This window comes from Acinetobacter sp. SAAs474, from assembly GCF_032823475.1.
Lineage (GTDB): Bacteria > Pseudomonadota > Gammaproteobacteria > Pseudomonadales > Moraxellaceae > Acinetobacter.
Genome location: NZ_CP127915.1, coordinates 1,320,096 through 1,333,137 on the forward strand (window position 1 = coordinate 1,320,096; position 13,042 = coordinate 1,333,137).

The window sequence follows — 13,042 nt, forward strand, 5'->3', positions numbered from 1 at the left end:
TTAAAAATCGAGCCTTAGTATCAACATGGTTCTTAAACTAAAGTTGTCCTCAATTTAAATTAAAATCTATTTAGCCAGTGTGGTTGGTACGAGAACCTAATGTTTCTAAATGCGTTGGAAATAAATTGGTTTTACGGTCATTAAAATAATGTTTTAAAGTGTGCTCTACACTTGGAAATGCCAGTTCATCCCATGGGATTTCATCTTCACTAAATAAGCGTGATTCAATCGTCTCATCACCCGCACCAAATTTTCCATCAATCAAATGTGCTTTAAAGAGCACATAGATTTGCCCGATTCGTGGAATATTATATAAACAATACAGCTGTTCAATATTAATTTGAGCATTGGCCTCTTCCTGTGTTTCACGTGCAGCACCTTGCTCCATGGTTTCAAAGAGTTCCATATAACCTGCAGGTAAGGTCCATAGGCCATAACGAGGCTCAATGGCACGTTTACATAATAAGACACGATCTTGCCAAATAGCTAAGGCTCCACAAATGACTTTAGGATTAACATAATGAATATGATGACATTGGGAACAGACTCGACGAATTTGATGATCACCTAACGGTATTTTTTCAATTGTTTTACAACCACAAAGTTCACAGAAGTTCATATTCATCATCAATGATAAAGATAGGATCAGGATAACTTAAAAATATAATTTTAGCATCACTTGTATTTTCTTGTGTGAAAACTAAGCTATGATAAAAATATCTAATTGAGGGTATATTTATGAGTGATGGTTCATTAACTCAGCTATTACAACAACGCCTAACATTTGAAAAACAAGCCCAAGATGCACAAGCTGCTGTGTTGATTGCAATTACAGATGAAACTGATCCGAAAGTATTGCTCACGCGTCGATCCATTATGCTCAATCATCATGCTGGCGAGGTTTCCTTTCCGGGTGGAAAGCGTGATCCAAATGATAGCAGTAATATTGTGGTGGCTTTACGTGAGGCACAAGAGGAAACAGCATTAAATCCATTTGATGTGCGATTGATGGGTGATTTGCCTATGCAAAAAGCCAAAAATGGTATGACCGTTAAACCGATTGTCGGTTTGATTTCACCAGATGTGCAACTGATTGCACAGCCAACGGAAATTGATCGTATATTTTTTGCATCTTTACAGCGCTTGATGGATGCACCAACCATGCCTTATGAAGTGCAATATGCACAGCAAAAATTATATTTTCCAAGTTTTCAAATTGAAAATGAAGTGGTCTGGGGACTTACTGCCCGAATGCTGGTGTCTTTATTTGATTATGGATTGGATTATCAGAAAGAGTGGCCTTTATTATTGGCACCGATTGACGCATCATAATCTGTTAAATATTTAATTTTATTTTTATAGATTCATTAAAATAGTGTCAATGATGAGATAAACAGGATCAAAAATAAGGATATTGTCATGCTATATAAATTTAAAGATTTTGCACCCTATGCAATCCATCAACCTTGGGATGGATGGGTAGCGGAAAATGCTACGGTCATTGGGCAGGTTGCATTAGGTCGTCAGGTCAGTATTTGGTTTGGTGCAGTGGTTCGTGCTGATAATGCTAAAATTAGTCTAGGCAATTTTACCAATGTGCAAGAAAATGCAGTATTGCATACAGATGCTGATATTGACATGTTGATTGGCGACTATGTCACTATTGGTCATCAAGCTATGTTACATGGCTGTACGATAGGCGAAAATAGTTTAATCGGGATTAATGCGGTAGTACTGAATCATGCTGTTATTGGGCGTAATTGTATTATTGGTGCCAATGCACTCATTCCAGAAGGAAAGGTGATTCCGGATAATTCGGTGGTGATGGGTTCGCCTGGTAAAGTTGTAAAAACCTTAGATGCAACGGCAGCAGCACGTTTAAAGATCAGTGCATTGCACTATGCTGAACATTTCAAACATTTTCAAAATTTACAACAGGTTCAGCTGTAATACGCTTTTGTTTAAGTAAAAAGTCGCATATTGATATGATTGAATGATAAACGCGCCTAGCATGATGATCTTCATCCTTTGTTTAGGCTTATATAGATCGTCATGAGATTATGGACAAGGCCTCGCGCATTATGAAGGAGTGGAGTATTATAGCGGCTGTTTTTAGATATTTCCCTTTAAGGTTGTAAATGAAATTGCTGGCATTGGAAACTGCCAATGAGCAGTGTTCCGTCTCTATTGTAGATGAAACGCAAGAACTTTTTTATCAACTTGATACCAGAGCAAAAGCACAAACGCAAACCATTTTACCGATGATAGAGCAAGGTTTTTTGCAGACAAAAAGCAAAATTGACGATTTAACTGCGATCGCATTTAGTCGTGGACCTGGCTCATTTAGTGGGGTACGTATTAATGCTGCTGTGACACAAGCCTTAGCATGGTCACATGATCTTGCCGTTATTCCTGTTTCAACATTACAGGCTTTGGCTCAAGCAGCATATCGTCATTTTGGCTTAACTCATGTTAGTGCTGTTTTAGACGCCAGAATGAAAGAAGTTTATATAGCAAGCTTTCAACTGGATCAACATGCCATTATGCAAGCGGTTGATGAAGAAAAATTATTAAGTTATACCGATGCACAGCAATATGCCAAATTTCCATTGGTAGGATCAGGGTCATCATTGGTTCATGAAGCACAAATACACTATCAAAATTTAAACGCTACAGCTCAAGATATTGCCATGATTGCTCGTCAATTGGCTCAGCAAAAGCAATGGGTAAGTGCTGAATTGGCATTGCCTGTGTATTTAAGGGACAATGCGTGGAAAAAAATTGCAGAGCAAGGCAAAGCCTAATTTAGGATGATTTTATGGATGTTTTACTGCTGTTTAAAGCAGCGATTATGGCCATTGTAGAAGGGGTAACAGAGTTTTTACCTATTTCAAGTACAGGTCATTTAATTTTAGCTGCAGAAATTATGAATTTTTGGAGCAAAGAAAAAAGCGATGTTTTTGTGGTGGCCATTCAAATTGGTGCAATTGCAGCAGTGATTTATGAATATTGGGCACGTTTATGGGGCGCTGCAACAGGTATTGTAACAGGTGAAGCAACTGGGCGTCGTTTGGGGCTAGGATTAATTTTTGCATCGATTCCTATTGTATTGGTGGGTTTAACTTTCGGTCAGGAAGTTAAGGCATTATTGTTTAACAATTATGCTGTGGCAATTGGTCTGATTGTCGGTGGTTTTATTATTATGTGGATTGAAACACATCCACCGCGTATTCGAGCTAAAGAGGTTGAGGATCTGACCTATAAAGAAGCGATTTGGATTGGTCTGATTCAAGTTTTATCACTTATTCCGGGAACTTCTCGTTCAGGTGCTACCATTATTGGTGCCATGTTTTTGGGGGTCTCTAGAAAAGCAGCCACCGAATTTTCATTTTTCTTGGGTATTCCCGTTATTATTGGTGCAGGTTTACTTGATCTTTATCAAAATTATAAAATTTTTACCACAACTGAAGATTGGGTTATCTTAGGCTTTGGTACTTTAGTTGCTTTTATTTCAGCATTGCTATTAATTCGTGGTTTAGTGGCTTATGTGGCACGCCGTAACTTTATGATTTTTGCATGGTATCGGATTGTTTCAGGACTGATTATTTTATTATTCACCTTCACAGGTTGGAAATTATGGTAAGCGAAATCCGCTTATATACTGAACAAGAGTGTGATCAGCAAGCACAGCACTATGCAGCTGTGCTTTGTGCACGTGGTATTGCAACAACAATTGAAATTGTTGAAAAATTAAATGCTCGATTTTTTCGTTTACATCAAAATTTAGCATTATGTGTAGATCGTCAAGGTCTATGGTTATGTGCGAATGGTATGCGTATGCAGCCTGACTGGCAGGCCGAAATTTCTCGTCTAAAACGTGCATCACTTAAATCTGAAATGATTGCACGTGCTTGCCATTTAGCTGAAAAACCTCAGTTAATTGATGCAACAGCCGGTTTAGGGCATGATGGTTTACTGATGGCATATTTGGGTGCCAAAGTAATATTGGTTGAGCGTCATCCCATTTTATTTACATTATTGGAAGATGCCAAAGCACAAGCACAGCAAGATCCTTTTTTAAGTAAAGTCGTGCAACATATTGATTTAGTTTTTTCGGATTCAAAGGCATATTTAAAGCAGCAAGCAGCCGATCAGATACAGGTCGATGTGGTATATTTAGATCCGATGTTTCCTCAACGAGATCAACATCAACAAGCTGAAAAGAAACACGCTTTAGTCAAAAAACAAATGCAATTACTACATTTATTATTACCAGAGGATGGTGAAATGGATTTAGGTGATGCACTTTTAGATCTAGCAAAGCTTGTAGCTAAAAGAGTAATCGTTAAACGTCCTCGACTTGCGGTATTCTTAGCAAATCAACCCCCAAATCATCAATGGGTAGGTGATGCATGTCGATTTGATGCCTATTTTGCAATATGAAATATTAAGTGATTATGGTAATTTACATAATGTTGTAACAAATGGTTATATCATTAGAAAATTTTATAACAATCACATTAATCATAAATTTAGGCAGATCACTGCAATTGGAACTTAGTATACACTCATGATTCATTTTAAGCCCTCTATTAATTTTTGGCATGATTTTAAAAGCAATCAAATAGCAGGGTTATGGTTGTTTTTAGGTTCTAGACGCTCTTTACAGATTGTTCGACCATCTATTTTCCAGTTGATTTTTTGGGGGATCTTAGGTGGATTGGTCAATACGCTTTTTAGTTGGTTGAGTGCGGGTGAGATTGGTGAATTTAATTCACAAGGCTTAATTAGCTATTCCTTATGGCCATTTATTGCGTTGATTGTTGGGATATTTTTATCACAACGTGTTGATAATCCTCGTATTATGCTGGTTCCAGCCTTGCTTTGGTTGGTTCTGGATACCAATATTGCATTATTACAAAGCTTTATTCAGTATTTGAGTATGGTTGATCTGTTGCCAGAGATCTCTTATGACTTTATTCCGATACTGTTTATGATATTTTTTGTTTGGCAAAGTTTAGCAGTTGTTTGGGTTTTTGCTCGCGAATTAAAATGGCCATGGTGGGAGCTGGCCTTGATTATGTTGGCAACGCTGGTGACTTTGGTGATTTGGCAAATGTCAGTGACCAGTCAACCGATCTGGAAAGTTGAACAAGCAACACCAACTTTGAGCGAAGAAGCATTCTATGCCCAAAGTAAAGTATTAGATAAATCACTGGCCAATATCGAAGTAGGTGAATTTACACAGTCACATTGGTATTTTCTGGGTGTCGCTGGTGCAAGTTACCAAGATGTATTTATGTCTGAAGTTGAACGTATACAAGAGCAATTTGATACACGTTTTGGTACTTTAGGCCGTTCTATGGTATTAATTAATAATCCCTCAACACGCAATGTGATTCCAATTGCGTCACAAACCAGTATGGAAATGGCATTGACCCGTATGGGGCAACAAATGAATCGTGATAGTGATGTACTGTTTTTATATATGACGTCACATGGTTTGCCAAATGTATTTGAAATGGAGAATGCACCTTTAGATCTACGTCAAGTTGACCCCAAGTGGTTAAAACAGGCTTTAGATAAATCGGGTATTCGTTGGCGCGTGATTGTGATTTCTGCTTGTTATGCAGGAAGCTTTATTCCCGCTTTACGCGATGAAAATACCTTAATTATTACGGCATCTGCTGCTGATCGCGCCTCATTTGGCTGTTCTAATGAAGCTGATTATACCTATTTTGGCCGTGCTTTTTTTGATCAGGCAATGCGAGATAATAATTCAATTGAATCGGCATTTAAGCAGGCAAAACTTACGATTGCAAAATGGGAAGATGCGCAAGGATTTGAACCATCAGAACCACAGTGGTTTTTAGGCAAAAATATGGAATTGATGCTTCCTCAATTACAACAACGTTTATTTCCACCTGCAGTTCAGCCAGTCACAGGTGAATTGAAATAAGAGCATGCGTTGCTGAGTTCGAGGATCTTACTGATACAATCAATATTGCAACATTGCCGTGTTTGGAAAGTACACGCTATATGTTTGTATAGGTCATAAAGATTCCTTCACTATAGCTATAGCCTTTGGTTTAGTGAAGGAGTATATCTCAATGTATGTAGATACCTTTTGATGTGGTGTAGTCGTTGCGAAAGGTGATTGATGAGAATTTAGTTCGAGCGTAAGATTCTCTGTCAATGTAAGAGATGTCTCTTGTTTTTAACAGGATCAGGTGAAATCTTTTTAAGTATATGGGGGGTGCTCGTGCATTTTGATGATGAGCATAGCGTAACGGTATGCTGAATCATCGTTTATAATGTTTTTGAAAAATATAAAACATATTTGAGTATCTTTATTTTAAAATGGTGATTCAGTCCATTTTAAACGCGATAAAAATATATATTTCAACAAAATATATCAAATTTTCTTATTAAAAATTTAATATTTTTTTCATATCCACGCTACTATATTCATCAATGATAATTCAAGGAGTAGTCATCTGTGGAAAGATTAGAAAGACACGCTTCATTTGGCGGTTGGCAAGAAGTATATAAGCATGAGTCCGCAGTATTAAAATGTTCAATGCATTTTTCAATTTATATTCCCCCATATCATGATCATGAAAAACTACCAGTAATTTATTGGCTTTCCGGTCTTACCTGTAACGAACAAAATTTTATTACCAAAGCGGGTGCTCAAAAATATGCCGCTGAGCATAAGGTAATTATTGTTGCTCCTGATACCTCTCCTCGAGGTGAATCTGTTCCAGATGATCAAAGTTATGATTTAGGTCAAGGTGCCGGTTTTTATCTAAATGCAACTCAACAACCTTGGGCAAAAAATTATAGAATGTATGATTATATTGTTGATGAGTTAAGAGCTTTAATCGATCAAAATTTCCCTACCAATAAAGTTCAAAGCATAATGGGGCATAGTGCTGGTGGACATGGTGCATTGGTGATTGGATTAAGAAATCCTGATATTTACCACAGTATTTCTGCTTTTTCACCGATTGTTGCTCCTTCACAAGTGCCTTGGGGACAAAAGGCATTTACGGCTTATCTTGGTACAGATCAGGCTTTATGGTCTAACTATGATGCTGTCGAGTTAATCAAATCAAGTTCTGTGAAGATGCCTATTTTGATTGATCAAGGTACGGAAGATTCTTTCCTAAAAGAACAGTTGAATCCTGAAATTTTAGTAAATGCATGCAAAGCTAAAGACTATCCGGTTACTGTAAACATGCGAGATGGATACGATCATAGCTATTATTTTATCGCCAGCTTTATTGAAGAGCATGTCAAATTTCATGCCGATTTTTTATACTGATTGATCTGCGGTGATGTTGACGATATAGTCTAATGAAGCGATAAAACTTTGCATGATAAGCACTTAAACGATGTTATGTATCTTAAGAGGATATGGGGTATTCCCTTTAGGATTCATAACATACAGTTTAACTCAGATCATGACTGGCTAAAAAGCATTAGCATGAGACACGTTGCCATACGGCATCTAATGTTTCATTGCCCATGCGACTAAGATGCTCTAGAACGACTTGTTCAAGTTTAGTTTGATCAACTTCATCGGACTGAAATATAATTTCTACTTGAAGTGTATCAGTTTGTGGCTGTAAAGAGACGGTTGCAGTCGGCATAAAAATTTGTAGTTGTGTGCTGGTCTCAGTCACATCAAATTTATGTTTCCAATGGTTGAGTAAACGTTTTGCAATACGATGTGATTGTTGGCTATTAATCGTGGTAAAACTTTTCATCTTCTTTCCTTGTTGGGTGCTTTAAAAACTATAGTATATGATCAATGCTATGCTGCTATTGAGTAAAACTATCTACAGCTCATATCTCAATGGTATTCATTCACTTCAAGACTGTTTAAAAAAACTGATATTTCTGACTGTAAGTTTGATTTACACAATTGATGATAAAAATGATGGATGGATGTAAAGATCTTAAAATGGGACTGAAATAAACTTAAAAGTTATTTTTATTTGATCATTTTACAGAAAAAACTTATCTATGACTTAGGTGAGTTAGAATATAAGGGTGTTATGCGCTGAAGTAAACAAATCAAGCAACGATGATCAGATTTATTTTAATCAGATGGCAGGTTGAATAGTTTGTTATAATTGTTTTACCTATCTTGATCATAGCCAGGTTCATTCATGTCCAAGCCATATTTAATCGCACCGTCTATTTTATCTGCAGATTTTGCCCGTTTAGGTGAAGAAGTAGATAATGTTTTGGCTGCAGGAGCTGATGTTATTCATTTTGATGTGATGGATAATCACTATGTTCCTAATTTAACATTTGGTGCTGGTGTATGTAAGGCATTAAAAAATTATGGTATCCAAGCACCTATTGATGTGCACTTAATGGTATCACCTGTAGATCGTTTAATTGGAGATTTTCTAGAAGCTGGTGCAGATATTATTACGTTCCATCCTGAGGCATCAGATCATATAGATCGTTCTTTACAATTAATTAAATCTGGTGGTGCCAAAGCTGGTTTAGTCTTTAATCCCGCAACACCATTACATTATTTAGATTATGTCATGGATAAAGTTGATCAAATCTTATTAATGAGTGTCAATCCTGGTTTTGGTGGGCAAAAATTTATTCCAATGACATTGGAAAAATTACGCCAAGTACGTCACATGATTGATGCTTCTGGTCGTGATATTCGTTTGGAAGTTGATGGGGGTGTTGGTCCTGCAAATATTCGTGAAATCGCAGAAGCAGGTGCTGATATGTTTGTTGCTGGCTCAGCCATTTTTAATCAGCCAGATTATAAGGTGGTTATTGATCAAATGCGTCAAGCTTTGGCTCAAGTGGGAACCCACTGTATTTAATAGATGATATATCACGAAGCAATCACTTTATTGCTGTGGATAACTTTATGGATATCTATGTTGATAACGGTGATCATAGCTGATGCATATTAGCATAAATTTAAGCATAACAGATTAAAAAAAGGACGATTATTGTTTATTTATTGGTCTGTTGTGCGAATTTTACTCGCTTTTGTGTCGACAAAAGTAATTTTTAAATAATATATCAATAATGATTATTGAATCTTATATTGACCATAAATCATGCAGTCTAATCTACGGGTATTTATTACAGTTGGTTGCAATATGTAATCAAATTGTTTCAATTGATACTTTTTTTATTGAGCAATCGTGATGATTCCGTTATTCTCTGCGCCACTTAAAAGAAGTAGCTTAAATCAAAGGTGAGTTTTGTCTATATTCAAAAACAAACGTTGTTGGTTTGTTTATCTCATAATTTTTTTTATGGGATGGAATAGTATCGCCTTCGCTTCTTTACAACATCATATGCCAGCGCAGCATCATGTTCAGCATAAAATGGTGCATATGGTGAGTTTGTCTTTAACCACTAAAGATCTTCATCATAAAGCCAATTGTCAACAGCATCTGTCACAGACTCATACCGTTTCAGATGGTTGTGATGTATGGTCAGCTCAACAGCATCATCAGCATGAAAACTGTCAAGATTGTTCTTCTATGTTATGTCAGAACGCTTGGCCTTGTTTAGATTTTAATGCTGTAGCGATCATAGTGTCGAATCACTTAAATAGCCATCGTGCTGTGCTGAACTCTAAATATCTTATTCATCCTTTAAAAGGATATAAACGAGACGTATTGCGTCCTCCGCAGACCTAATCCTTAAATTATTTTAATGTTTATTATTTTTAAGGATAAGTCATGTCTATTCAAAAATCACAGTATGTTTTACTGACTGTTGCTGTATGCCTTTCAACAACATCTTGGGCCGCAGTTCGTGAATATCAGCTTTATATTGATGAAGCTTACGTTAATATTACGGGTAAACCTGTCAAAAAAATTACAGTAAATGGCCAATTTCCTGCACCTGCATTAGTGTTTGAAGAGGGAGATGATGCCATTATTCGAGTTCATAATCGCCTAAAAGATCAAGATACTTCAATTCATTGGCATGGATTATTATTACCAGGTTTAATGGATGGTGTGCCGGGGTTTAATCAGTTTAATGCGATTAAGCCCAATCAAAGTTTTGTCTATCAATTTAAAGTGCGTCAAAATGGTACATATTGGTACCATGCACATTCCAAAGGTCAAGAACAAGATGGTTTATATGGCGCATTAACAATTTATCCGCAGCACAAGCAGCCGATTGCAGCACATGAAATCACTGATCGTGATTATGTCATTATGCTATCTGACTTTCATGAGTCAACCAGTGAGCAAATTTTTGCCAATTTAAAAAAATCAGCAGAATATTATCAAAATAAAAGAGAAACATTATTTGATTTAATTAGACAAGTAAAACAGCAAGGCATTCAAAAAACTTGGCAACAACGTGCAATGTGGAATCAAATGAGAATGTTAAGAACAGATCTCTCTGATGTAACTGGCTATACGTTTTTAGTTAATGGTCAAACACCACAGCAAAATTGGCAAGCGATGTTTAAACAAGGTGAAAAGATTCGCTTACGCTTTATTAATGCCTCAGCGATGTCTTTTTTTGATGTCAGAATTCCCAATTTAAAAATGACGGTGGTCAGTGCAGATGGTCAAGCAGTTAAACCAGTACCTGTTGATGAGTTTCGCATAGGTGCTGCAGAAACTTATGATGTCATTGTTGAACCACAGCAGCCCTATTATCAAATTCAAGCAGAATCTATTGATCGTACTGGATTTGCGTTAGCAAGTTTGATGGATGAAGCGCATTCTCAGCCCGTTAGCATCACTGAACCTGTTGCCCGACCACGTGCATTGTTGACGATGGAAGATATGGGCCATGGTGAGATGACAGCTTCTGAACAGCATGATCATAAAATGCCAGAATCCATGCTAACCAACAATGATGATTTACAGCACAATCAACCACATGAGTCGATGCATGTAGCTAAAGATAGATCAGGCTTTGAGGCACAAGATCATCGTACAGCGATGAGTACGAGTATGGAAAAAGATACTGATCTATCAGGACATGAGGCGATGTCTAAGCATGTTAATCATTTAACTGAAAGTACAGCAACTGAAACTTTAGGTTGGGCTAATGCTTCAACACCTGTGGGTGCAAAAGCATTACAGTATTCTGATTTACAGGCACTGGTCCCTCAAAAAGATCTGCGTCCAGCCGAGCGTGAGCTCACCATTCATTTAGGTGGCAATATGGAACGCTATATATGGACGATCAATGGTAAAAAATTTAATGAAGCAGAACCTTTTCACGTTAAATATGGTGAACGAGTTCGCTTAAAATTTGTGAATGATACGATGATGGCTCATCCAATGCATTTACATGGTATGTTTATGCAGTTAGAAAATGGGCAATCTATCACAAATATGCCAAATAAGCATACTATCGTGATTCCGCCAGGAAAGACGATGACAGCCTTATTGACAGCCGATGAGTTAGGAGAATGGGCGATTCATTGTCATCTTCTTTATCATATGAGTGCGGGCATGATGAATAAAATGATCATTGCGCATGTCGATAACGAATCAAAAATAAAAAATGACTTAAATCAAATAAAAATTACAGGAGGTCAGCATGAACATCATTAACCTCATGCATATGCGTATTTTAGGTACATCATTACTTTTAACCATGACATCTGCTTATGCACAACAGGATAAAAATAATATCAAATCAAATGACTATAGCGAAGAAGCTGCTGAAAATCATGCATCAGATAGTCCACAATTAAGTGCGGATGATCATTTATCTGAACATGGTGGTCAACTTCATCAGTCGACCGAAGTGGAAACAAAATGGCTGAATGAAAATGGTCATAATGTTTGGCATAGTCAGTTAGAAAGCCGCATTGGTACAGATGAAAACCAACTATTTGTGCAAATTAATATGGAGAAAGCTGAATCTGAAAAACCGGCCTATGATGCTAAAGTGATGTATGGGCGAGCAATTGCCGAGTTTTGGAATGCGCAAATTGGCTTACGACATTATCGTCAAACAGAGCAACAGGCTGAAAAAAACCAAACCTACGCTGCTATTGGTTTACATGGTTTAGCCCGTTATTTTTTTGATACGGATATTTATATCTATGCTGGAAAAGATCGGCAATTTTTAATGACTGCTGAATTTGATCGAGATATTTTGATTACACAAAAGTTGATTGCACAACCGTATTTACATAGTGAAATTGTCTTTAGTGATCAATCAAAATATGCAAAAAAAACAGGAATTAATCATATTAGTGCTGGTTTGGAAACACGTTATGAAATCACTAAACAAATTATGCCTTTTATTGAAGTAGGCTATAAATATGAAAAAGGTCATCCAGAAACATTATGGCAAGAGCATGAAACTTATTCACATGGCTGGTTATATGGTGCTGGAGTAAAATTCTTATTTTAACGTAGGATGCAAATGATACTGTGGTAAATTAAAGTATAATACTTTAATTGATTTACAATATTATTTGGCTGTAAAACTTGCTCCTTAGTAGCAAGTTTTACAGCTATTAGTTGCTAGCGTTATAGGCAATATTGCCATGCTTTACATCATTTTAGCTCTCATACCAATCTATTGACTATAAAGGCATACTTTTAATAGGGTTTTTTAGGTCTTCTAAGCCATAAAGAATGCTATAGTATCATTTTAATTTTTTCTCTTTTTGCCTTGTTTGAGGGTTTTATGTCTTTACCTAACTGTCCAAAATGTCAATCAGAATATACCTATGAAGATGGGGCTTTATTGATTTGTCCAGAATGTGCTTATGAATGGCAAGAAAAACAACAGGAATTCATTGAGCAGGAGGTAATTGTAATTAAAGATGCACATGGTCAAGTATTGGCTGATGGTGATACTGTAAGTGTAATTAAAGATTTAAAGATTAAAGGCTCATCTGCTGTTGTTAAAGTGGGTACTAAAGCCAAAAATATCCGTTTACTGACAAATGCTGCCGACGATCATGATATTGATTGTAAAATTGATGGTCTGGGAGCAATGAAGTTAAAATCAGAATATGTAAAAAAGGTTTAGTATCGTTTAAAAATCA

Annotated in this window: 14 protein-coding genes; 12 read left to right on the forward strand and 2 right to left on the reverse strand. The window is 36.6% G+C overall.

What is annotated here, in order from left to right; translation table 11 throughout:
• Positions 1–70: 70 nt before the first annotated feature.
• Complete coding sequence (locus tag QSG86_RS07200; protein ID WP_317030865.1) at positions 71–619, reverse strand: NUDIX hydrolase; 549 nt, start codon at positions 617–619, stop codon at positions 71–73.
• A gap of 119 nt (positions 620–738) precedes the next feature.
• On the opposite strand from QSG86_RS07200, the gene QSG86_RS07205 reads away from it, so the two are divergent.
• The 7 genes from QSG86_RS07205 (at position 739) to fghA (ending at position 7,327) form a co-directional block, all read left to right on the forward strand.
• Positions 739–1,332: a CoA pyrophosphatase gene (locus QSG86_RS07205; RefSeq protein ID WP_317030866.1), complete on the forward strand. Its 594-nt coding sequence runs from the start codon at positions 739–741 to the stop codon at positions 1,330–1,332.
• Between the two features lie 87 nt (positions 1,333–1,419).
• Positions 1,420–1,950 (forward strand): gamma carbonic anhydrase family protein, encoded by a 531-nt coding sequence (locus QSG86_RS07210; RefSeq protein ID WP_317030867.1) that lies wholly within the window; start codon positions 1,420–1,422, stop codon positions 1,948–1,950.
• A 188-nt stretch (positions 1,951–2,138) separates the two neighbouring features.
• A complete protein-coding gene (tsaB, locus tag QSG86_RS07215) occupies positions 2,139–2,804 on the forward strand; it encodes a tRNA (adenosine(37)-N6)-threonylcarbamoyltransferase complex dimerization subunit type 1 TsaB (RefSeq protein WP_317030868.1) in 666 nt (221 codons plus the stop codon).
• 14 nt (positions 2,805–2,818) lie between these two features.
• Positions 2,819–3,643, forward strand: a complete 825-nt coding sequence (locus QSG86_RS07220; protein WP_317030869.1) for an undecaprenyl-diphosphate phosphatase — start codon at positions 2,819–2,821, stop codon at positions 3,641–3,643.
• Entirely contained in the window at positions 3,637–4,443 is an 807-nt protein-coding gene (locus QSG86_RS07225) for a class I SAM-dependent methyltransferase (protein ID WP_317030870.1), read from the forward strand. Before QSG86_RS07220 ends, QSG86_RS07225 begins: the two co-directional genes overlap by 7 nt.
• 127 nt (positions 4,444–4,570) lie before the next feature.
• The gene (locus QSG86_RS07230) at positions 4,571–5,959 is read left to right on the forward strand and encodes a C13 family peptidase (RefSeq protein WP_317030871.1); all 1,389 of its coding nucleotides are present in this window, start codon (positions 4,571–4,573) and stop codon (positions 5,957–5,959) included.
• 540 nt (positions 5,960–6,499) lie between these two features.
• Complete coding sequence (gene fghA / locus QSG86_RS07235) at positions 6,500–7,327, forward strand: S-formylglutathione hydrolase (protein WP_317030872.1); 828 nt, start codon at positions 6,500–6,502, stop codon at positions 7,325–7,327.
• Between the two features lie 157 nt (positions 7,328–7,484).
• On the opposite strand, the gene QSG86_RS07240 is transcribed toward fghA, so the two are convergent.
• Complete coding sequence (locus QSG86_RS07240) at positions 7,485–7,772, reverse strand: DUF2218 domain-containing protein (RefSeq protein ID WP_317030873.1); 288 nt, start codon at positions 7,770–7,772, stop codon at positions 7,485–7,487.
• A 405-nt stretch (positions 7,773–8,177) separates the two neighbouring features.
• Here QSG86_RS07240 and rpe point away from each other — a divergent pair, with 405 nt between their 5' ends.
• From rpe to QSG86_RS07265, 5 genes are all read left to right on the forward strand, one after another.
• Positions 8,178–8,864, forward strand: coding sequence for a ribulose-phosphate 3-epimerase (gene rpe, locus QSG86_RS07245; RefSeq protein ID WP_317030874.1), 687 nt, complete (start codon positions 8,178–8,180; stop codon positions 8,862–8,864).
• A gap of 444 nt (positions 8,865–9,308) precedes the next feature.
• Complete coding sequence (locus QSG86_RS07250) at positions 9,309–9,698, forward strand: hypothetical protein (protein ID WP_317030875.1); 390 nt, start codon at positions 9,309–9,311, stop codon at positions 9,696–9,698.
• A gap of 42 nt (positions 9,699–9,740) precedes the next feature.
• The gene (locus QSG86_RS07255) at positions 9,741–11,588 is read left to right on the forward strand and encodes a copper resistance system multicopper oxidase (RefSeq protein WP_317030876.1); all 1,848 of its coding nucleotides are present in this window, start codon (positions 9,741–9,743) and stop codon (positions 11,586–11,588) included.
• Complete coding sequence (locus QSG86_RS07260; RefSeq protein WP_317030877.1) at positions 11,575–12,399, forward strand: copper resistance protein B; 825 nt, start codon at positions 11,575–11,577, stop codon at positions 12,397–12,399. The genes QSG86_RS07255 and QSG86_RS07260 overlap by 14 nt, the downstream gene beginning before the upstream one ends.
• 279 nt (positions 12,400–12,678) lie before the next feature.
• On the forward strand, positions 12,679–13,026 hold the full coding sequence (locus tag QSG86_RS07265) for a zinc ribbon domain-containing protein YjdM (RefSeq protein WP_317030878.1): 348 nt from the start codon (positions 12,679–12,681) through the stop codon (positions 13,024–13,026).
• Positions 13,027–13,042: the final 16 nt, after the last annotated feature.